Below are 20,550 nucleotides of genomic sequence, written 5' to 3' on the forward strand. Positions count from 1 at the left end.
GCGTTTGTAAGGGAGTGATTATAGAATAGTTTAAGCTTTTATAGTAGTATGGCAAACTCAAAATCAAAGGATTAGCTATGGACTATAAACGCGTATTAGTAAAATTTTCAGGTGAGGCATTATCGGGTAATAGCGGATTTGGGATTGATGTGAAGATTCTAGAATATATCGCAGGTGAGATAAAAAGCCTTGTGGATAATGGCATTGAAGTAGGCATTGTTATCGGTGGTGGCAATATTATCCGCGGTGTGTCTGCCGCACAAGGGGGCATTATCCGCCGCACGAGTGGGGACTATATGGGTATGCTTGCTACCGTGATAAATGCTGTGGCAATGCAGGAAGCTTTGGAGCATTTGGGTGTAGATGTGCGGGTGCAAAGTGCTTTGGAGATTAAAGAAGTGTGTGAGAGCTACATCTACCGCCGAGCTATTAGGCATTTAGAAAAAGGGCGTGTGGTTGTCTTTGGTGCAGGGACGGGCAATCCTTTCTTTACAACTGATAGTGCAGCGACTTTAAGAGCAGTAGAGATTGGGGCTGATGTCATCATTAAGGCGACAAAAGTTGATGGCGTGTATGATAAAGACCCGCATAAATTTGATGATGCGGTGATGTTAGAATCCATTAGCTATGATGAGGCATTGCGAGATCATATCAAAGTAATGGACGATACGGCTATTGCTCTTGCTAAAGACAATAAGCTGCCCATTCTTGTGTGCAATATGTTTAAAAGAGGGAATCTGCTTGATTTATTGAAATTTGATAAGGGTGTATGCTCAATTGTCAAATAAAAGCAAAGTTAAAATAAAAAAAGGATACAATCCGCAATTTTAAATCCCAAATATAAGGAACACAATGGAAGCATTACGAACAGAGCAAATCGCCGCAAAGGCGTTAAAAAGACTACAAGATGACAGATACTTACTAGCTAATCTCATTTTTGAACGCGTGAAAGAATTAGGCAATGGTGCAGAACCCCTTGTAGATATGGATGTGAAATTACACAAGCTCCCTGATATTGCTATGCGTGAAATTGCTGAAGGCAAGATAGAATTTACTTCCATTGAGGATAAAGAATAGGAAGTAATTTTGGACTTTTTTGCCCAACTCACACAGATTAAAGATACAGAATCTGCACTTAGTAAGCTTAATAATCTCACTACCATCACACCAAAGGTGCAAAAAGCCATAGATTTGGCTATTAACGCTCATCAAGGACAGCTCCGAAAAAGCGGTGAGCCTTATGTTGTTCATCCGCTGTGTGTAGCGTGTATTGTGGCTTTTTATGGAGGCGATGAGACAATGTTGTGTGCGGCATTGCTCCACGATGTGGTAGAAGACACACTCTATTCCCTTGAAGACATACGCAGGGAGTTTGACTGGGATGTTGGACATTTAGTCGATGCACTCACAAAGATTGTGGAGATTCGCAATGAGGAGCTAAGCTCAAATATGAATGAAAAGCTTGCCGCCTCGGCACTAAGCTTTCGCAAAATGCTACTAGCTTCTATCAAAGATATTCGTGCCTTAGTCATAAAAATAAGTGATAGAATGCACAATATGCTAACCCTTGATGCCCTGCCCCCAAAAAAGCAAAAACGCATAGCAGAAGAAACGCTTATGGTATATGCCCCAATCGCCCACCGACTTGGAATCTCTTCACTCAAAAGTGAGCTAGAAGATAAAAGCTTTTTTTATATCTTCCCGCAAGAATACCAAAGCATAGAGCAGTATATCCAAGATAATAATCAATCTATTGCTTTGCGACTCAATGAATTTACACAAAAAGTTTCTACGATTTTATTGCAAAATGGCTTTGCTGAAAAAGACTTTGTGATTGAAAGTCGTGTGAAAAGGTATTATTCAATTTTTCTAAAAATGCAACGCAAGGGCGTGAGTATTGATGAGATTTTAGATTTACTCGCGGTGCGGATTATCGTGCCTACAAGCTTGGAGTGCTACAAGGTGCTGGGGCTTTTACATTTGCAGCTAAAGCCAGTAGTGTCGCGTTTAAAAGACTATATTGCTATCCCAAAAGAAAATGGCTACCAAACCATTCATACGACTATTTTTGAAGGGGCAAGTATCTATGAAGTGCAGATTCGCACATTTGATATGCACAAATCCGCTCAATATGGTGTAGCCGCACATTGGAAATATAAAAGCGGTGGGCGAGAGCCAAACTTAGAATGGCTCAATAATTTACAATACCAAAATGACACGATTGAAGAGTTTTATGAGTTAGCAAAAAACGACTTGTATAAAGAAGATATGGTGGTATTCTCCCCTGCCGGAGATATTTATAACTTGCCTGTTGGGGCAGTGGCACTTGATTTTGCCTATGCGGTGCATAGTGATATAGGCGACAAAGCCAAACAAGCCTATATCAATCATCAAAAGGCTTCCTTGCTTCAGCCACTTAAAAATGGCGACATTGTGAGAATCCTAGTCGCAGAAGAGAATGAAAAGATATCTCCGCGTTGCACTTGGATTGATGCGGTGAAAACATCACGCGCTAAAAATCATATGAGAATCCAGTGTCAAGCTAAACTCAAAGAGATTGATAAAAAAATTGCGTTAAATATCCTGCAAACCATCTTTGATAGCTCAAAGGCGACAATTCTTACTTATCTTAAAGAAAACAAGCTAGATTCTCATATTTATCGTGCAGCAAGTGATTTGACATTTTTAAAAGAAGTAAAAAACAGCATTAAGGGCAACTTTGCACGAGAGGCAAACTTTTTGGGGAAAATTAAAATTAATATGCTGAAGTTTAAAGTCCTAAGCTTTGATAATATCATTTTACATACTAATCGCAATATCAATGAAGTGGTATTTGACTATTGCTGTCACCCAAAGTATGGCGATGATATTTTGGCTATTAAAACCGCACAAAAAGCCTATATCCACCATAAAATGTGTGATAGGGCTATTAATGAAATGGAACAAGGCAGTGAAATGCTGTTTGTGCAGTGGGCAAATGAGCAAAAAATTACCTATAAACTCATCATAGCCTTAGAAAATCAAAAAGGGGCTTTGGCTCATATCTGCGGTGTATTGGCTAAGCTTGATTGCAATATTGTAAGTGTAGATTATGATGTGCTTAATCGCCAGTTTGCTTCATATTGCGAGATTTGCTTTGAAAGCAAAACGCAAGATACAAAGACTTTGAAAGAATCTTTAAGTAAAAAATACAAAATCATTGAATTAAGCAACTTAAAAGATGTGTATTCAAGCTAGAAACTAGACTTTAAGAAAGGAACAAAATATGAGTATAACAGAAGCAATGCAAGAGCTAAAGCGAGGCTGTGTGGAGTTCATAGGAGAAAATTATATCCACACTTTAGTAGAAAGATTCTATAAAAATGGAAAGCGATTTTGCGTTAAAGCTGGATTTGACCCTACCGCACCTGATTTACACTTGGGACACACGGTGCTTTTACAAAAACTTGCTACTTTTCAAAAATATGGTGGCGATGTGAAGTTTTTGATTGGCGATTTTACCGCGACTATCGGTGATCCAAGTGGCAAAAGTGAGACAAGAAAGCCTTTAAGCAAAGAGCAGGTAGAAGCAAATGCTATTACTTACAAAGAGCAGGTTTTTAAAGTGCTAGATCCCAAATACACAGAAGTATGCTTTAACTCAAAATGGCTAAGTGAGCTAGGAGCTGGTGGAATCATACATTTAACTTCAAAGTTTTCAGTGGCGCGTATGCTTGAACGAGATGACTTTACCAAACGCTACAACAACAATCAGCCCATTTCAATGGTGGAATTTATGTATCCATTATTGCAGGGCTATGATTCTGTGGCGTTGGAATGCGATATTGAGCTTGGGGGGAATGATCAAAAGTTTAATCTCTTAGTAGGCAGAAGTTTGCAAAGGAGTTATGGACTAGATAAAGAACAATCGGTGATGACTATGCCTTTGCTTGAAGGGCTTGATGGTGTGAATAAAATGAGCAAATCGCTCAATAATTACATCGGTGTTACTGAATCTGCCAATACAATGTATGCCAAGATTCTAAGCATTAGTGATGAGATGATGTGGCGTTACTATGAGTTGCTTTCATCTCTTAGTTTGCAAGAGATTGCAGAGCTTAAAGCACAAGTGGAAAGCCAAAAAGCACACCCTAAAAGTGTTAAAGAACAACTTGCTTTAGAAATAACGCAACGCTATCATAACATTGATTTAGCAAAAAAAGCTAAAATAGAATTTGACAATGTGTTTAGCAAAGATGAGATTCCTGCGGATTTAGCTACATTTACTTGTGAAAAAGATGAGTGGATAGCTAAAGTGCTTACTTACGCACAACTTTGTGAATCCACCTCTCAAGCGCGCCGAGATATTCGTGCTGGGGCTGTGAAAATCAATAAAGAAAAGATAACTGATGAAAATCTTAAGCTATCATCTGGGGAATACATTGTTCAAATTGGCAAAAGGCGATTTGCAAAAGTGATTATAAAATAAGGATTTGTGATGGGATTACAACCACTTAAAATAGGCAAACACACGATTAAGTATCCAATTTTTCAAGGTGGTATGGGCGTTGGGATTAGCTGGGATAGACTAGCTGGTAATGTCTCTAAAGAAGGAGCACTTGGCATTATCAGTGCTGTTGGCACAGGATATTATCAAAAAATGCAGTTTGTTGAAAAAATCACAAATTCCAAACCATTTGAAGCGATTAATTTTTATTCAAAACACGCTCTCAATGAGATTTTCAAAAATGCGCGTAAAATCTGTGGCAATAATCCACTTGGGGCAAATATACTTTATGCTATTAATGAATATGGTCGCGTGGTGCGTGATGCGTGTGAGGCTGGAGCAAATATCATTGTAACGGGTGCTGGGCTTCCCACAAATATGCCTGAATTTACAAAAAATTTCCCTGATGTCGCTCTTGTGCCGATTGTCTCTTCAGCTAAGGCTTTAAAAATTATCTGTAAGCGTTGGATGGATAGATACGCCAGAATCCCCGATGCAGTCGTGGTGGAAGGACCATTAAGCGGAGGGCATCAAGGATTTAGCTATGAAGATTGCTTTAAAGAAGAATATCAGCTTGAAAATGTCCTGCCCCAAGTGGTAGATGAGGCAGAAAAATGGGGCAATATCCCTGTCATCGCCGCTGGTGGAATCTGGGATAGAAGCGATATTGATAGAATGATGGCTTTGGGTGCTAGTGGTGTGCAAATGGGAACAAGGTGGCTTGGCTCTTTGGAATGTGATGCAGTGGCGTATAGGGATTTAATGCCTTCAGTTACAAAAGAAGATATTGAGCTTGTCAAATCCCCCGTTGGCTATCCAGCAAGGGCGGTGAAAACTGGAATCTTTGATAGATTAGCCCAAGGCAATGCACCAAAAATACGCTGTATCAGCAACTGCGTCTCACCCTGCCATAGAGGCGTGGAGGCAAAAAAAGTGGGCTACTGCATAGCAGATTCACTAGGGCGAGGCTTTATGGGTGATAGAGAGCAAGGGCTATACTTTACAGGGGCGAATGGATATAGAATCCAAAAGATTCAGCCGGTAAAAGAAATCATTGCCGAACTAGTGCGAGATTAGGGCTTGATATTGCGGATTCTAGCGATTATTGCATTTATTGCTGTATGTGTGTTTGGGGAGCATCGCATTGTTAAAATGGTGCCTTTTGGCGATGGGAATCTTAAAATCGTATTCGCACAAGATATTGCTAACCTCAAATGGGAAGTGAAAAAACTCCAAGATAATAGGTATTTTGTTGATTTCGAAGCAAATCTCACTATTCCAAAGCGGAATTTTATTTTCAAAGATAATTCAACCTTGCAAGTGGCACAAAATACGCCAAAAATTGTAAGAATTGTCATCAACACACAGCCAAAATCCCAATATGAACTCATCAAAGAAAAAGAGAATCTCTATATTTTCATTAAACCAAAAAACAAATCTAGTAGCACTCCACAAAGCCTAGATTCAAAAAATACACAGTCAAAGCCAACAAGCCCATCACAAGCCCAACAGCCTAGCACAAAAGCAGAAGCCACAACAGAATCTAAAGATAAAGCCAAACAAAAAGACGATGAAATTGCCACAAAAGACACGCAACCGCCAAAAGAACAAAAAGGCAAAATTGGGGCTGGAAAAAAAATTGTTGTTGATGCAGGACACGGCGGCAAGGATTGTGGCACAAAGAGCGTGGAAGGGATATGTGAAAAAGTCATCGTGCTTGAAGTGGCCAAACTACTTACACAAGAGCTTAAAAATCGTGGATACATTGTATATATGACACGAAATAGTGATGTGTATATTGACTTGCGAAAACGCACAGAATTTGCCAATGGGAAAAATGCGGATTTGTTTGTATCCATTCACGCTAATTCAATGCCAAAAGATTCTCCTAAAACGCCAAGTGGCGTAGAGACTTACTTTCTCTCTCCTGCTAGAAGTGAGCGTGCCGAACAAGTGGCAAAGGCAGAAAACCAAGGCGATATTGAAACAATGAGCCATTTTGCTACGAAATCATTTTTAAATACCATCAGTAGCTTTCATCTTGTTGCTTCACACAAACTTGCTATTGAGATTCAATCAGGCATACTCAATATTGTAAAGCAAACACATAATACCCACGATGGAGCTGTAAGGGAAGGTCCTTTTTGGGTTTTGGCTGGAGCATTGATGCCTTCCGTCCTTATTGAAATTGGTTATGCTTCACACAAAGATGAAGGGAAGCTTATTGCCAAAAAAGAATATCAAAAACTTCTAGCACTTGGTATTGCCGATGGTATAGATGGTTATTTTCTAAGAAACTATTAAAAGGATATAAATGATTAATAATACACACATAAAAGTTATTTTTTCACTGATTTTGTTTGCTCTTTTTGTTTTTACAAATCTCACCCTTTTCACTTCACAATTTTCGCAATCTTTCTCGCATTTATTTTTGATTTTTATCCGTGAAGATCAGTTTTTTGATAGCCTAAGCATTTTTTTGTTGCTCTGTGGATTTGTGCTAAGTGGGGTATTTGTGATTATGAGTAGTTGGTATCAAACAAGTAATGCCTTACAAAGAGTAATTATGCTAAGCCTAAGCATTGTCTTTATCTATCTTGTGATTCTTAAAAGCACACATACAACGCAGACTGAAGATATTATGGATATATTTGCTATTGAAGGGAGTATTTATCATCGTGGCTTTTTTGAACTCTTAGTGGATTATTTGCCACGCATTGTGCTGATAGCTTGTGCTTATATATTATTTGTTTATGTCCCACTCTTATTTTTAATTTTTGGCATACACCCAAATCAGCATAATCAAATCGGTAAAATGCTCTATGATATGCGTCCTTCAGTCAATGTTGTTATTGCTGTGTTGTTTGCCCTTTCCTTGCAACCTTATTATTTTCGCGATAACCTTTATGCATATTTTGATATTTTTGCTTTAGTTGTGGGCGTTGGACTGCTCATTTGGGTAATGATAAGGCATAAAGACTTATTTGGATTCTATGAATATATGAATTTTGCCCTACTTGTCTTAAATATTATCATTTGTTTTATTTGCACCTCTGTGTTAGCCATTTCAGATAATTATTTTAATGCGCGTTATGCGTTTTTAGTTTTTGCGTTTGTGGGCTGGTGTGCGGAATGGATGTATGATAATATTAAGCCAGATGAGGAGTGAGAATGGCACTTGATATTTATTCCGCGATTGATTTAAAAGATGGCAAGGCAGTACGACTTTTTAAGGGCGAAATGCAAAGTGCAAAAGTCTATGGGGAAGCTTTGGACTTTGCTAAAAGCTTTGAAGATATGGGGGCTAAGTTTTTGCATATTGTGGATTTAGATGGAGCAATGGCTGGGATTCCAAAGAATCTTACATATATTGAAAAGATTATTGCTTCTACCACGCTGCAAGTGCAAGTCGGTGGGGGAATCCGCGATGAAAACCGCATTAAGCTTTACACACAAATGGGTGTAAGGGTGATTCTAGGCTCTATTGCCACAGAAAATTGGGAGTTTGTCAAAACTATGGCAGAATCTTATCCCGTGGCTGTTGGTATTGATTCACGCAATGGCAAGGTTGCTACACAAGGTTGGGTGGAAGAAAGTCAGCTAGATTCACAAACTCTAGCAACAAGGTTTGCAGGTAGCAAAGTCCAAGCTATTATCTGCACAGATATTAACCGCGATGGGGCATTGAGTGGGATTAATATTGACTGGACGGAAAGCATTGCTAAAAGTAGTGGAATTTATACCATTGCTAGTGGGGGTTTTGCAAGGCTAGATGAGCTACACACACTTGATAAAAGCCCTTATATTAGCGGTGTTATCGTAGGCAAGGCATTTTATGAAGGAAAAATAAACCTAAAAGAAGCCTTGCAATTTTTTAGAGACTAAGATAAAATGCCGATTTTTGAAAAAAATGCAAGGATTCATCTAACTTGTATATAAAGATATGCTAAAATGTCGGTTTATTTATGATAGCCACATTTAAAGAAGGAGATAACTTGAAACTGCTGGTTGTTGATGATAGCTCTACGATGAGACGGATTATAAAAAATACTCTCCAACGCTTAGGTTATGAGGATATTTTAGAAGCGGAACACGGCGTGGAAGCTTGGCAGATTATGGACACTACTGAGGGTATACAGGTGCTTATTACAGACTGGAATATGCCAGAGATGAATGGATTAGATTTGGTTAAAAAAGTGCGTTCTGATGAGCGATATACGACTATTCCCATTATTATGGTAACGACTGAAGGGGGCAAAGCTGAAGTCATCACGGCTTTAAAAGCTGGGGTAAATAACTATATTGTAAAACCATTTACGCCTCAAGTTCTCAAAGAAAAGCTTGAAGTCGTGCTAGGTGTGAATGAAGACTAGGCTTCAGTCTTAATGAATGGCTTGGAACATCAAACATATTGGGAGATTATTATCCACCCAAGCCACTTTTTAGAGCAATTCGCTGATTTTATTACAGACAAAACTTCTTCTGCGATAGAATATTTAGACATTTTCCCCACTTTAAACTCATCTGCTTCAAATCCATTTGCCATTAGCTATGATGAAGATTCTTGGCAGAGCTTTAATGATTTTAGCATTTTACAAGCCAAAGCCCTATCTCAAAACAATAGCGACAATGCTCAACCCACACAAATTATTATCCGCCTAGCAGATGATTTTGACATCTCTAGTCTCCTTAAATCTTTACAAACCTATGCCTTAAACCTTTCAGCGATTTTTGACAAATCTGTTGGCTTTTGTTATCACATTGAGAAAAAAGCAAATTGCGATTGGATAAAAGCCTATCAAGATTCTATACAGCCTATTTCTAGTGGAATCTTCTATATCCGCCCATCGTGGTATGAATCGCAATATGAAGATAAAGATTCTAAATCCCCACAAGTCAAACACGAAATTATCATCAATCCCGCCCTTGCCTTTGGCTCTGGACATCACGCAAGCACAGCGATGTGTTTGGAATTTCTTAGCCAACTTGATTTACACAATAAAACATTGCTTGATGTGGGCTGTGGCAGTGGAATCTTAAGTATAGCCGCTCACAAGCTTGGTGCGAAAGCCTATGCGTGTGATACTGATGCAAGTGCTGTGCCAGAAACACACAAAAATGCTAAGCTCAATAATACAACTTTATGCGATATTTGGCTTGGTAGTATCGCTCAAGCCCCGCAAGATTCTCCGCCAACTTATGATGTCATTACTGCCAATATCATTGCCTTTGTTGTGAAGCTTTTACACAATGATTTTAAGGCAAAATTAGCAAAAAATGGCGTTTTAATCCTTTCTGGGATACTTGATGAATATAAATTTGATATAATGCAGACTTTTAGTGATTTTAAAGTGCTAGAATCTCGTTGCCAAGATGAATGGGTAGCCTTGAAACTAACACTAGAATAGAATAAAAGGACAATAATTATGGAAAATAATGATAAAAAACCACCTTTTAAGCAAAATCCATTTCTTACTTTTGCGATTTTTGTGATTCTTGCTTTACTTTTGTTTAAGCTATTTTCACCAAATGGCGAGTCGCTAACCGATAAACTTATCGGAGGGAGCGTTACAAAAGAGATTAGCTACAATGAGCTAAAGGAGCTTATAGCTAAGGGTGAAATTAGCTCTGTAAGCATTGGACAGACTTATATCAAAGCCTATTCAGCACACACTTCCCCACGCACACTTTATACGACCAAAAAGGTGGCAGACCTTGGGCTTGTGCCACTGCTAGATGAAAAAAAGGTTGAGTATAGTGGCTTTAGTGAGGGGAGTTTCTTAGGCGATCTTGTAAATATGCTTTTGCCTATTTTTATTATTCTTGCTTTGTGGATGTTCCTAACAGCTCGTATGCAAAAAAGTATGGGCGGTGGAATCTTTGGTATGGGGAACGCCAAAAAGCTTGTGAATGCCGAAAAACCTAATGTGCGTTTTGATGATATGGCAGGAAATGCAGAAGCAAAAGAAGAGGTTGTAGAAATTGTAGATTTTCTCAAATACCCCGAACGATATGCGGCAGTTGGCGCTAAGATTCCACGCGGGGTGCTGTTAGTAGGACCTCCGGGGACTGGAAAAACGCTTTTAGCTAAAGCCGTGGCAGGTGAAGCAAATGTACCATTTTTCTCAATGAGCGGAAGTAGCTTTATTGAAATGTTTGTTGGACTTGGGGCAAGTCGGGTAAGAGATTTGTTTGAAATGGCAAAAAAAGATGCACCAAGCATTATTTTTATTGATGAGATTGATGCTATTGGTAAAAGCCGTGCCGCTGGAAGTATGGTAGGTGGCAATGATGAAAGAGAACAAACGCTTAATCAGCTTTTAGCTGAAATGGACGGCTTTGGCTCTGAATCTGCCCCTGTTATTGTCCTTGCGGCGACTAACCGCCCTGAGATTTTAGACCCTGCATTGTTGCGTCCGGGGCGATTTGATAGGCAAGTGCTTGTGGATAAGCCTGATTTTGAAGGGCGACTTGAGATTCTCAAAGTGCATATCAAAAATGTTTCTCTGGCACGAGATGTTGATTTACACGAGATAGCAAAATTCACCGCAGGGCTTGCTGGGGCGGATTTAGCAAATATTATTAATGAAGCCGCATTGCTTGCAGGCAGAGAAAATAAGAAAGAAGTCAGTCAAAAACACCTTAAAGAAGCGGTGGAACGGGGCATTGCCGGGCTAGAGAAAAAGTCTCGTAGAATCTCGCCAAAAGAAAAAAAGATTGTAGCTTACCACGAGAGCGGACACGCTGTTGTCTCTGAAATGACAAAAGGTGCGGATAGGGTAAATAAAGTCTCTATCATTCCGCGTGGTATGGCAGCTCTTGGCTACACACTTCACACGCCTGAAGAAAATCGCTACCTTATGCAAAAGCACGAGCTTATGGCAGAAGTAGATGTGCTTTTAGGCGGTAGGGCAGCTGAAGAAGTATTCCTAGGGGAAATCTCAACTGGAGCAAGTAACGACTTGGAGAGAGCGACTGGAATCTTAAAATCAATGATTAGCTATTATGGAATGACTGATGTAAGCGGACTTATGGTGCTTGAAAAGCAACGCAATACATTCTTAGGCGGTGGTGGCACACAAAGGGAATTTAGCGAACAACTTGCCCAAGAGATTGATACTCATATCAAAAACACACTTGATGAACGCTACACGCACGTAAAAAAGCTTCTTAGCGATTATAAGGACGCGATTGAAAATATGGTCAAAGAACTATTTGAAAAAGAGGTGATTGATGGGGCTAGGGTGCGAGAGATCATTGAAGAGTATGAAAAGGAAAATCAGCTGCAAACGCGTCTTGTGCCTATTGAGGAAGAAGAGTAAGGAGAGAATATGACAACAACACAAATCATTGCAAAACAAGGTTGGATTGGCACAGGTGTGCTTCTTGCCCTATTTCTTATCAGTGCTTTGTTTGATTGGACTTTGTGTGGATTTGTGTCGCTTGTCTTTCTCATTTTGTGGGTTGCTATGTTTAGAAATCCGGAGCGGATTCCACAAACGCACGAAAACAACGCCTTTGTCTCGCCCGTTGATGGTATTGTAAGAGATGTTTACTCTACAAATAATGAAGTGCATATCAAGATTGAAACAAGCTTTCTTGATGTGGGTATAATACGCGCACCTTGCGATGTTTTTGAAGGCAAGATAAGTCAAAAAAAAGGTTTGTCTCTCACTTGCTGTAATAAACAAAAACAAGCCCAGCTCAACGCTACAATGCGTTTTGAAAACAACCAGGATTGTGTATTCTCTATGGAATTTTTCCCTATCTTCTTCTCTTCTCACGAACTTTTTGCTTATAGTCATTTGGAGCTAGGCGAACGCATGGGCTTTATGAAAGCAGGAATGACACAAATCACTATTCCTCAAGATTCTAAAAATTCATTTAACGAAATTGAGCTGAAAGTGAGTATTGGCGATAGAGTGAGTGCTTCACAAAGTGTATTAGGATATTTCTATGAAGTTTAATCCACTTTTTATCCTACCTAATCTTTTTACCGCAGGGAGTATTTTTTTAGGAATCTTAAGCGTGATTTATGCCTCAAAGGGTAATTTTGAAATGGCGTGTTGGCTGATACTTGCCTCTATGATTCTTGATGGGCTTGATGGACGCGTAGCAAGGCTTACAAACACGGCAAGCAAATTTGGAGTGGAGTTTGATTCTCTAGCCGATGTTGTAGCTTTTGGCGTAGCTCCAGCAATGCTACTTTATTTTTATATCGGCATAGATTATGGGCGGCTAGGAGCGTGTGTGCCGGCAATTTTTGTTATCTTTGGGGCGGTGCGATTGGCAAGATTTAATATCACTACAAGTAGCGAACCAAACTTTTTTATTGGTCTGCCTATTCCCTCCGCGGCAGTTGTTGTGATGCTGTGGGTGCTGATTGATTTAGAATATAAATTGATTGAAAATTATAACTATGGGTATGTAATGTTGCTTGGGAGCTTTATTATCAGTATCCTTATGGTAAGTAATATCCGCTATCCTAGCTTTAAAAAAATGCAGTGGAATTTTAAGTCATTTATTGCCGTGATTTTACTGCTTGGCATTGTGTATGTGAATCCACAGGAAACTTTGTGTGTGTTGATGAGCGGATATGTGGTATATGGAATCTTGCGGTGGCTTGTGCTTGTCATAAAAGTGCGTTTTAGCTCAAAACTCACTAAAGACAAGAATACATAAAGTTAGATTTAGTGAAATTGTGCTATGATTAGCTATTTTTGAAAATTTGAGGTGTGATTATGTCAAAAACGAGTATGTCAAAGATAGATCAAGTAACAAGCCTTCACAAAAACAATGAATTACAGCTACTTTGTTTCCGCTTAGAAAAGGGTAAGGATTTATATGCGGTAAATGTTTTTAAGATTCGTGAAGTTATCAAATACAGCGGAATGCTTACCGTCGTTACACACGAGAATAATAGCTTAGTTGAAGGGCTTATTACCATTCGTGAGCTGACAATCCCCCTTATTGATATGCGTAAATGGTTTTATTATGATAGTAGCAATAAGGCTAGGAATCTGCGTGATTATAGTGTGAAGCGGGAGCCGGGGGAAGAAGATATTATTATGATTTGTGAGTTTTCACGCTGGACAATTGGGGTAAGAATCTACGAAGCGGATAGAATCTTAAACAAAAAATGGACAGAGATTGAGCAAGGTGTAGGTGTCGGTGGTGGCGGGCATAATGGCAAGCTTGTGAGCCGCACAAGATATTTTGATGGACGCCTAGTGCAGGTGGTGGATATTGAAAAAATGCTGATTGATGTCTTCCCGTGGATTGAAAAAGACAAAGAAGAAGGCATTGCTAAAATCTCTCAAGTGGATACGACAAAAAGCATACTTCTTGCTGATGATAGCCCAACGGTGCTACGCACAATGCAGCTTATCCTTAATAAACTTGGTGTTATCCATCACGATTTTATCAATGGAAAACACTTGCTTGATTATCTTTTCTCGCCAACGACAGACATCAACTCAATCGGTATGATTATCACAGACCTTGAAATGCCTGAAGCAAGCGGATTTGAAGTTATCAAACAAGTCAAAAGCAATCCTGCCACTGCGCATTTGCCTATCGTTGTCAATTCATCAATGAGCGGAAGTAGCAATGAAGATATGGCTCGTTCCCTTGATGCTGATGAATTTATCTCTAAATCAAATCCCGTTGAGATTGAAGCTGCGGTGAGAAAATTCGCCCTTAAATAGTAGGGTGAGCCAAATATGCGAAACCCTCTCACACTTTTAGAGATTCCAACACCCGCTTATGTCTTAGAAGAAGAAAGGCTTAATCACAATCTTAAAATCTTAGAATCTATTCAAAAGCAAAGTGGAGCAAAGATTCTCCTAGCACTCAAAGGCTATGCGTTTTGGAGACGATTTGACACACTTAAACACACTCTAAGTGGAAGCACAGCAAGCGGACTATATGAAGCAAGGTTAGGCTATGAAGAGATAGGTGGCAGGGCAAATCAGGACAAAGATAATACACAAGATTCTAGTGTGCAACATAAAGAAATATGTGTCTTTTCCCCAGCTTACAAAGCAAGTGAGTTTGAATCCATCTTAGAATATGCTACGCATATTATTTTTAATTCCTTTAATCAATGGCAGAAGTTTAAGCCCCTAATAGATTCTAAAAATCAAACACTCCTAACACAGAATCTTTCTCCCATTGAAGTGGGACTGCGTGTGAATCTGTTATATAGCGAGGTAGAGCCACCTATTTATAATCCTTGTGTGCCACTTTCCCGCTTAGGCATTACCCCAAGCGAATTTACAAAAGGTGTGCAGCAATATGGACTTCAAGGTATTGATGGGTTGCATTTTCACACACATTGTGAGCAAGATTCTGCCGCCCTTTCACGCACATTGCCACATTTTGAAAAGCATTTTGGAATCTATCTTAAAAACAAAAAATGGGTGAATTTTGGCGGCGGACATCACATCACTCGGGCAGATTATGACTGCGAGTTGCTTATCAATCTTATCAAAGATTTTAAACAACGCCACAATGATATTGAGGTGTTTTTGGAGCCGGGCGAAGCAGTGGGGTGGCAGGTGGGCTTTCTTATAGGCGAGGTGGTTGATATTGTTGAAAATCAAGGCAAGGTAGCCATACTTGATGTGAGTGCGGCGGCTCATATGCCTGATTGCCTTGAGATGCCCTACCGCCCTACCCTTTGCAAACTTAGCAAAGATGGCAATATAGAATCTGATAAAGGGATTAATATCGCCCAATATACTTATCGCTTAGGTGGTCCAACCTGCCTAGCTGGTGATGTTATAGGCGATTATAGCTTTGATACGCCACTGCTTGTTGGCGATAGAATTATTTTTGAAGATATGCTCCACTACACGATTGTAAAAAACAACACCTTTAATGGAATCCCCCTACCCTTTCTTGGCGTGATTGACACAAATGGCAAGTTTGAGATTCTCAAACGCTTTGACTACACAGACTATAAGCAGAGAAATTAAATGATTGAATTTAAGAATCTTTTGATGTTAGCCCCTCTTGCAGGTTATACAGATTTGCCTTTTCGTAGCGTAGTTAAGGGCTTTGGCGTGGATATAACCGTAAGTGAGATGATAAGCTCTCACGCCCTTGTATATAGCAATAAACGTACGCTCAAAATGACTGAAAAATCCCCACAAGAGCAGCCTTATAGTGTGCAAATCTCTGGCTCAAAAGAAGAGGTTATCAAACAAGCAGTTGAGATTCTAAACACTCAAAAGGACATTGATATAATTGATCTAAATTGTGGCTGCCCCGCCCCAAAGGTCGCAAATCACGGCAATGGAAGCGGACTTCTAAAAGATTTAAATCTGTTAGTCAAAATTGCTAATCTCATTAAAGAAAACGCTAAAACGCCCTACACAAGTCTAAAAGTCCGCCTTGGCTTTGATAAAAAGATTCCCCACGAGATAGCCCAAGCCCTAAAAGATGTGAAGTCTGATTTTGTCGTGGTGCACGGACGCACGAGAGCAGATGGTTACAAAAAAGAAAAGATTGATTATGATGCCATCGCGTATATTAAGCAAAATATTCCTATGCCCCTTATTGCTAATGGCGAGATTGATAGTGTGGAAAAAGCCCAAAAGGTGCTAGAGCATACCGGTGCAAATGGTGTGATGATAGGACGGGCCGCTATTACTTCGCCGTGGATTTTCTGGCAGATTAAAAACAATACGCAGGAAATCCCACCCATTGTCAAAAAAGAACTTGTATTGGAGCATTTTCATAAAATGATAGAATTTTATGGGGAAAGGGGGGCGATTATGTTTCGCAAGAATCTCCACGCCTACACCAAAGGACACGAGGGGGCGAGTGAGTTTAGGAATCTTATCAATAGCTTAAGTGATGTAAAGCAAATCACACAACATATTGAAAATTTCTTTTCACATAATCAAATGATAACGCATAACTTCCCCCAACTCGTGCATCTCAACAAAAGGAGTAGCTAGTGAGAATCTTATTTTTTCTTATGCTTTTATGTTCCACATTTGCCCTTGCTAGTGAAAATGAGCAAATGGATAAAGACAATGCAGAATCTACCCTCTCTCCGCTCGTGCAATCAATCCGCCAAGCAGATTTACTCTTTTATCAAGGTGTAACACGCTGGAGTAAAAATGGTGATGAGGCAAGTGATTTTCTAAAAAAAGCCTGTGATAGTAAGCACCCAGGTGCTTGCCTTTACCTTGGTAATTATTATGAAATAAAATCCAAGGATAAAAAAGATTCTAAAGCAAATCTAGAAAAATCCCAGCAGTTCTATCAGCTAGGCTATGAAAATAGTATAGAAGCGTGTAAAGAAGGGGCTGTGGAGTGGTGCTCTATCCAAGCGGTAGCACTTATTGATGGACACGGCGTAGCAAAGGATATTCAAAAGGGCTTAGAATACCTTGAGATTCTATGTGAGCGTGATATGGAAAATGCGTGTTTTATGCTTGGGACATATTATTTTTATGGTGTGAATGTCAAGCAGGATTTGCAAAAAAGCAAAGATTTTACACAAAAAGCCCTTGAGCTAGATTCACAAGCCTGTGATGAAAACCGCCTGTATGCGTGTGTGCTTAGTGCCGAGATTTACCAGCAAGGGCTAAATACCCCTCAAGATTTGACAAAAGCCAAGCTCCTTTACTCTCGCGCGTGTGAAATGGATAATCAATTTGCTTGTGATTATGTGAAGAAACTTAAATAATTTACACTCGCCTAAACTTCCTAAACACTTTCGCAAAGCCCATAACACTCACAAAATATAACGCCGCAACAGCACATATCCCACTTGCCACAAAGCCAATAGATTCTATCCCAAAATGCGTATATGCCAAGCCGCCAATCAACGCCCCACTGCCTATGCCAACATTAAAAATACCCGAATAAATACTCATCGCCACCGCCGTAGCATTTGGCACAGCGGCAATCACTTGTGATTGAAAAATCACACCAAAAAGCATAAAGCATAGCCCCCACACCGCACAAAGTAGTGTAATAGCCACACTAGATTCACTCACAACATACAACAAAAGCATACTAAGCCCCAAGCCAAAAAGGCTAAGACGCACAAAGGCTAAATGAAACCGCTCATAGAATCTTGCAAACAGCACACTGCCCACCACCCCCATAAGTCCAAACAAACACAAGATAAAAGTAACAGAGTTAGCCCTAAACCCTGCTACATTTTCCAAAAATGGCTCAATATAAGTATATGCACTAAAATGTCCGCTCACAAATGCAAGCGTGAGAAAGCAAATCTTCATAAATGCCTTGTTATGCAGAAGTGTAGGAAGCGTTTTTAGCGAAATGTTTTGCGTATTTGGCATAGTAGGAAACACTCGCCAGAAAGCAATGCCAACACATAATGCCACAAGTCCAATACACAAAAAGCTCACCCGCCAATCCACATATAGCCCTATCATACGCCCAAGCGGGAGCCCCACAATCATAGCAAGAGAACTCCCTGTAATCACAAAGCCCAATGCACTGCTTTGCTTACCCTTTGGGGCAGCACGCACCGCCATAACAGAGGCGATAGACCAAAAGAGTGCGTGAGATAGGGCTACGCCTATGCGAGAGGCTACAAGCATAATGAAATTTTGTGCTAAAGCAGAGATGAAATGACTAAGCACAAATACAAAAATAACGCCTAGCATAAGGGATTTAAGATTGCTTTGTGCAAAATAGAGCATAAGCGGCAAAGACGCAAGAGCTACCACCCACGCATAGATAGTTAGCATTACCCCAACTTCAGAATCACTCATAGAAAAGTCATTGCCAATCGCACCTAAAAGCCCAATAGGTATAAACTCCGAAGTATTAAAGATAAACGCACCAAAAGTAACGCACAAAACAGGCAACCAAGCAAAAATGTTAGAATCCTGATTGAAACTTTTGAAGCCTTTATGACACTTATCTTGCATATTCCACAGCCCTTAGCTCTCGTATTACGCTGACTTTAATTTCACCCGGATATTGTAAATTAGATTCTATCTCTTTGGCTATATCGCGTGCTAACACAACACTTTGCTCATCACTGACCAAGTCCGCCCTTACAATCACACGCACTTCTCTACCCGCATTAATAGCATAGGCTTGTTTCACGCCGATTTTATCCATCGCAATATTTTCAATATCCTGCATTCTTTTTAGGAAATTTTCAAGCACCTCTCTCCTAGCCCCCGGTCTCGCAGCAGATAACGCATCTGCAGCACACACAGCAGCACATTCTGTGCTTTTTATCTCCTCATAGCCGTGATGAGCTTTGATAGCATTAATCACAACAGGATGTTCTTTGTAGCAGGTGCAAACCTCAACGCCCAAATCCACGTGGCTACCGCCAAGCTCTTGGGTAAGTGCTTTGCCTATATCGTGTAAGATTCCAGCCCTTCGTGCGAGTTTCTCATCTCCGCCAAGCTCTCCAGCGATAATGGCTGCAAGATTTGCCACTTCAATAGAATGCCCAAGGGCATTTTGCCCAAAAGATGCACGATAACGCATTTTGCCAAGCAAAAATTTCAATTCTGGGTGCATATAGCCAAGCCCCATATCAAGCACGATATTTTCGCCATCTTGACGCATTTGCTCATCCATCTCATTTTTAATGCGTTCATACACTTCCTCAATGCGTGAAGGCTGAATCCTGCCATCTTCCACAAGGCTTTCAATCGTGCGTGTAGCAATGGCTCTGCGGTAGAGATTAAAACTACTTAAAATAATGCTACAAGGCGTATCATCAATGATGACATCTACCCCGCTAATAAGCTCCAAAGTCTTAATATTTCGCCCTTCCTTACCAATAATGCGTCCCTTTAGCTCATCATTTGGAAGATTGACAACATTAACCAAGCGTTCAGTAGCAAACTCACCCGCATAACGCGTAGTGGCTTGGGCAAGGATATAATTTGCCTTTTTTTTGGCTTCATCTTTTGCCTCCCTCTCATATCTACGGATAAGCATAGCCTTTTCATCAGCAAGTTCTTCTTCAAGATGTGAAAGCAAAATGCTCGTGGCTTCCTCTCTACTCATTTTTGCATGATTTGCTATAAGATTTAGCATTTCTTTTTTTGCGTTTTGATATTCAAGCTTGAGTTTATCCTGCTCACTTTGGGAACGCAAAACTTTGATTTTAAGCTCGGCAATTTCCTGCTTTTCTTTCTCAACTTGTTGTTTTTGATGATTGAGTTGCTGATAGCGGCGTTGCTCCTCTTTTTCAAATTCCGCTAGAGCAGATTCATATTCTTTTTTTAATCTCACATTCTCTTTGTCAAACTCCTGCTGAAGCCTAAGCTGTTCTTCTTTAATATGAATCTTATGATCTTTTAGCTTTTCTTGTGCCTCATACTCAATCGCCTTTGCCTTTGCTTTGGCTTGCTCTATAATCACTTGGGAGTGAGAGTTAAAAATCTTTCTTGTGATAAGATACACACTCACGCCCACCAATAACGCGAAGGTTATACCGCCTATGACATACCATACTTCCATTGTGCTTCCTTAAACATAAAGCCGATGGGGTTACGAAACAATCTCCTTGCACATCATAAGATTCTGTAATCACGCTTGGAGTGTAGTTTGGACTTCTTGCTACAAAAATAACATAAACTTTTTTCTTCAGGCAAGACATAAATCTATCATACATACCCTTGCCAAAACCAATACGCCTAAAATCCTTATCTATCCCTAAAACAGGGATAATCACCGCATCAACTTTTATTAAATTAAATGTAGAATTATTTGACTCATAAATGCCAAAGACATTTTTTTGCAATGGCATTCGCAATGGTATCATTTTAAAATAAAATTCTTGTATATAAGGCACAAAAACACGATATTTTTTTTTGCGAAGCGTGGAGATGAGCGGGAAAATATTCACTTCATTGCCAAAAGGCATATACACAAGCACATTTTTTGCACCCTTTTGCCTTAAGATTCTAAAAAGTGCGGGATTTAACGACCTATCTTGCAACGAGGCATAGCGCGTTTTATATCCCAAAAATGCTTTTGCTACTTTTCTAAAGTCTTGTTTGGTAATTATTAATCCTTTTTTTGGATATAATGATAGCACA

Annotated in this window: 20 protein-coding genes; 17 read left to right on the forward strand and 3 right to left on the reverse strand. The window is 39.8% G+C overall.

What is annotated here, in order from left to right:
- Nucleotides 1-77: 77 nt before the first annotated feature.
- The 17 genes from pyrH (at nucleotide 78) to HCCG_RS08865 (ending at nucleotide 17,189) form a co-directional block, all read left to right on the forward strand.
- Nucleotides 78-788, forward strand: a complete 711-nt coding sequence (gene pyrH / locus HCCG_RS08785; RefSeq protein WP_002957153.1) for a UMP kinase — start codon at nucleotides 78-80, stop codon at nucleotides 786-788.
- Nucleotides 789-852: 64 nt separating this feature from the next.
- Nucleotides 853-1,077, forward strand: a complete 225-nt coding sequence (locus HCCG_RS08790) for a DNA-directed RNA polymerase subunit omega (protein WP_002957154.1) — start codon at nucleotides 853-855, stop codon at nucleotides 1,075-1,077.
- Nucleotides 1,078-1,086: 9 nt separating this feature from the next.
- On the forward strand, nucleotides 1,087-3,237 hold the full coding sequence (locus HCCG_RS08795; RefSeq protein ID WP_002957155.1) for a RelA/SpoT family protein: 2,151 nt from the start codon (nucleotides 1,087-1,089) through the stop codon (nucleotides 3,235-3,237).
- Nucleotides 3,238-3,265: 28 nt separating this feature from the next.
- Nucleotides 3,266-4,468, forward strand: coding sequence for a tyrosine--tRNA ligase (gene tyrS / locus HCCG_RS08800; RefSeq protein ID WP_002957156.1), 1,203 nt, complete (start codon nucleotides 3,266-3,268; stop codon nucleotides 4,466-4,468).
- 9 nt (nucleotides 4,469-4,477) lie between these two features.
- Nucleotides 4,478-5,563 carry a nitronate monooxygenase gene (locus HCCG_RS08805; RefSeq protein ID WP_002957157.1) on the forward strand — a complete coding sequence of 362 codons (1,086 nt, stop codon included), beginning with the start codon at nucleotides 4,478-4,480 and terminating at the stop codon, nucleotides 5,561-5,563.
- Between the two features lie 9 nt (nucleotides 5,564-5,572).
- Nucleotides 5,573-6,790: an N-acetylmuramoyl-L-alanine amidase gene (locus tag HCCG_RS08810; RefSeq protein WP_015453274.1), complete on the forward strand. Its 1,218-nt coding sequence runs from the start codon at nucleotides 5,573-5,575 to the stop codon at nucleotides 6,788-6,790.
- Between the two features lie 10 nt (nucleotides 6,791-6,800).
- Nucleotides 6,801-7,655, forward strand: a complete 855-nt coding sequence (locus HCCG_RS08815; protein WP_002957159.1) for a hypothetical protein — start codon at nucleotides 6,801-6,803, stop codon at nucleotides 7,653-7,655.
- Between the two features lie 2 nt (nucleotides 7,656-7,657).
- A complete protein-coding gene (gene hisA / locus HCCG_RS08820) occupies nucleotides 7,658-8,371 on the forward strand; it encodes a 1-(5-phosphoribosyl)-5-[(5-phosphoribosylamino)methylideneamino]imidazole-4-carboxamide isomerase (RefSeq protein ID WP_015453273.1) in 714 nt (237 codons plus the stop codon).
- A gap of 110 nt (nucleotides 8,372-8,481) precedes the next feature.
- Complete coding sequence (locus HCCG_RS08825) at nucleotides 8,482-8,859, forward strand: chemotaxis response regulator CheY (protein ID WP_002957161.1); 378 nt, start codon at nucleotides 8,482-8,484, stop codon at nucleotides 8,857-8,859.
- 12 nt (nucleotides 8,860-8,871) lie between these two features.
- Complete coding sequence (locus HCCG_RS08830; protein WP_015453272.1) at nucleotides 8,872-9,894, forward strand: 50S ribosomal protein L11 methyltransferase; 1,023 nt, start codon at nucleotides 8,872-8,874, stop codon at nucleotides 9,892-9,894.
- 18 nt (nucleotides 9,895-9,912) lie between these two features.
- Nucleotides 9,913-11,808, forward strand: coding sequence for an ATP-dependent zinc metalloprotease FtsH (ftsH, locus tag HCCG_RS08835; RefSeq protein WP_002957163.1), 1,896 nt, complete (start codon nucleotides 9,913-9,915; stop codon nucleotides 11,806-11,808).
- 9 nt (nucleotides 11,809-11,817) lie between these two features.
- Nucleotides 11,818-12,453, forward strand: a complete 636-nt coding sequence (locus tag HCCG_RS08840) for a phosphatidylserine decarboxylase (protein ID WP_002957164.1) — start codon at nucleotides 11,818-11,820, stop codon at nucleotides 12,451-12,453.
- Nucleotides 12,443-13,168: a CDP-diacylglycerol--serine O-phosphatidyltransferase gene (pssA, locus tag HCCG_RS08845; protein WP_002957165.1), complete on the forward strand. Its 726-nt coding sequence runs from the start codon at nucleotides 12,443-12,445 to the stop codon at nucleotides 13,166-13,168. The genes HCCG_RS08840 and pssA overlap by 11 nt, the downstream gene beginning before the upstream one ends.
- A 59-nt stretch (nucleotides 13,169-13,227) precedes the next feature.
- Nucleotides 13,228-14,193, forward strand: a complete 966-nt coding sequence (locus HCCG_RS08850) for a chemotaxis protein (RefSeq protein WP_002957166.1) — start codon at nucleotides 13,228-13,230, stop codon at nucleotides 14,191-14,193.
- A gap of 15 nt (nucleotides 14,194-14,208) precedes the next feature.
- A complete protein-coding gene (gene nspC, locus HCCG_RS08855) occupies nucleotides 14,209-15,465 on the forward strand; it encodes a carboxynorspermidine decarboxylase (protein ID WP_002957167.1) in 1,257 nt (418 codons plus the stop codon).
- Between the two features lie 3 nt (nucleotides 15,466-15,468).
- Nucleotides 15,469-16,452, forward strand: a complete 984-nt coding sequence (locus HCCG_RS08860) for a tRNA dihydrouridine synthase (protein ID WP_034548482.1) — start codon at nucleotides 15,469-15,471, stop codon at nucleotides 16,450-16,452.
- Nucleotides 16,452-17,189 carry a tetratricopeptide repeat protein gene (locus HCCG_RS08865; protein WP_002957169.1) on the forward strand — a complete coding sequence of 246 codons (738 nt, stop codon included), beginning with the start codon at nucleotides 16,452-16,454 and terminating at the stop codon, nucleotides 17,187-17,189. Before HCCG_RS08860 ends, HCCG_RS08865 begins: the two co-directional genes overlap by 1 nt.
- A gap of 1 nt (nucleotide 17,190) precedes the next feature.
- Here the strand turns inward: HCCG_RS08865 and HCCG_RS08870 are convergent, their stop codons facing one another.
- From HCCG_RS08870 to HCCG_RS08880, 3 genes are read right to left on the reverse strand one after another with little or no spacing between them, the layout of a single operon-like run.
- Nucleotides 17,191-18,408 carry a sugar transporter gene (locus HCCG_RS08870; protein WP_002957170.1) on the reverse strand — a complete coding sequence of 406 codons (1,218 nt, stop codon included), beginning with the start codon at nucleotides 18,406-18,408 and terminating at the stop codon, nucleotides 17,191-17,193.
- Nucleotides 18,398-19,969: a ribonuclease Y gene (rny, locus tag HCCG_RS08875; protein ID WP_014666367.1), complete on the reverse strand. Its 1,572-nt coding sequence runs from the start codon at nucleotides 19,967-19,969 to the stop codon at nucleotides 18,398-18,400. Before rny ends, HCCG_RS08870 begins: the two co-directional genes overlap by 11 nt.
- On the reverse strand, nucleotides 19,884-20,549 hold the full coding sequence (locus HCCG_RS08880; protein ID WP_002957172.1) for a 5-formyltetrahydrofolate cyclo-ligase: 666 nt from the start codon (nucleotides 20,547-20,549) through the stop codon (nucleotides 19,884-19,886). Before HCCG_RS08880 ends, rny begins: the two co-directional genes overlap by 86 nt.
- Nucleotide 20,550: the final 1 nt, after the last annotated feature.

The sequence above is a fragment of the Helicobacter cinaedi CCUG 18818 = ATCC BAA-847 genome (genome assembly GCF_000155475.1).
In the GTDB taxonomy this organism is placed as follows: domain Bacteria; phylum Campylobacterota; class Campylobacteria; order Campylobacterales; family Helicobacteraceae; genus Helicobacter_C; species Helicobacter_C cinaedi.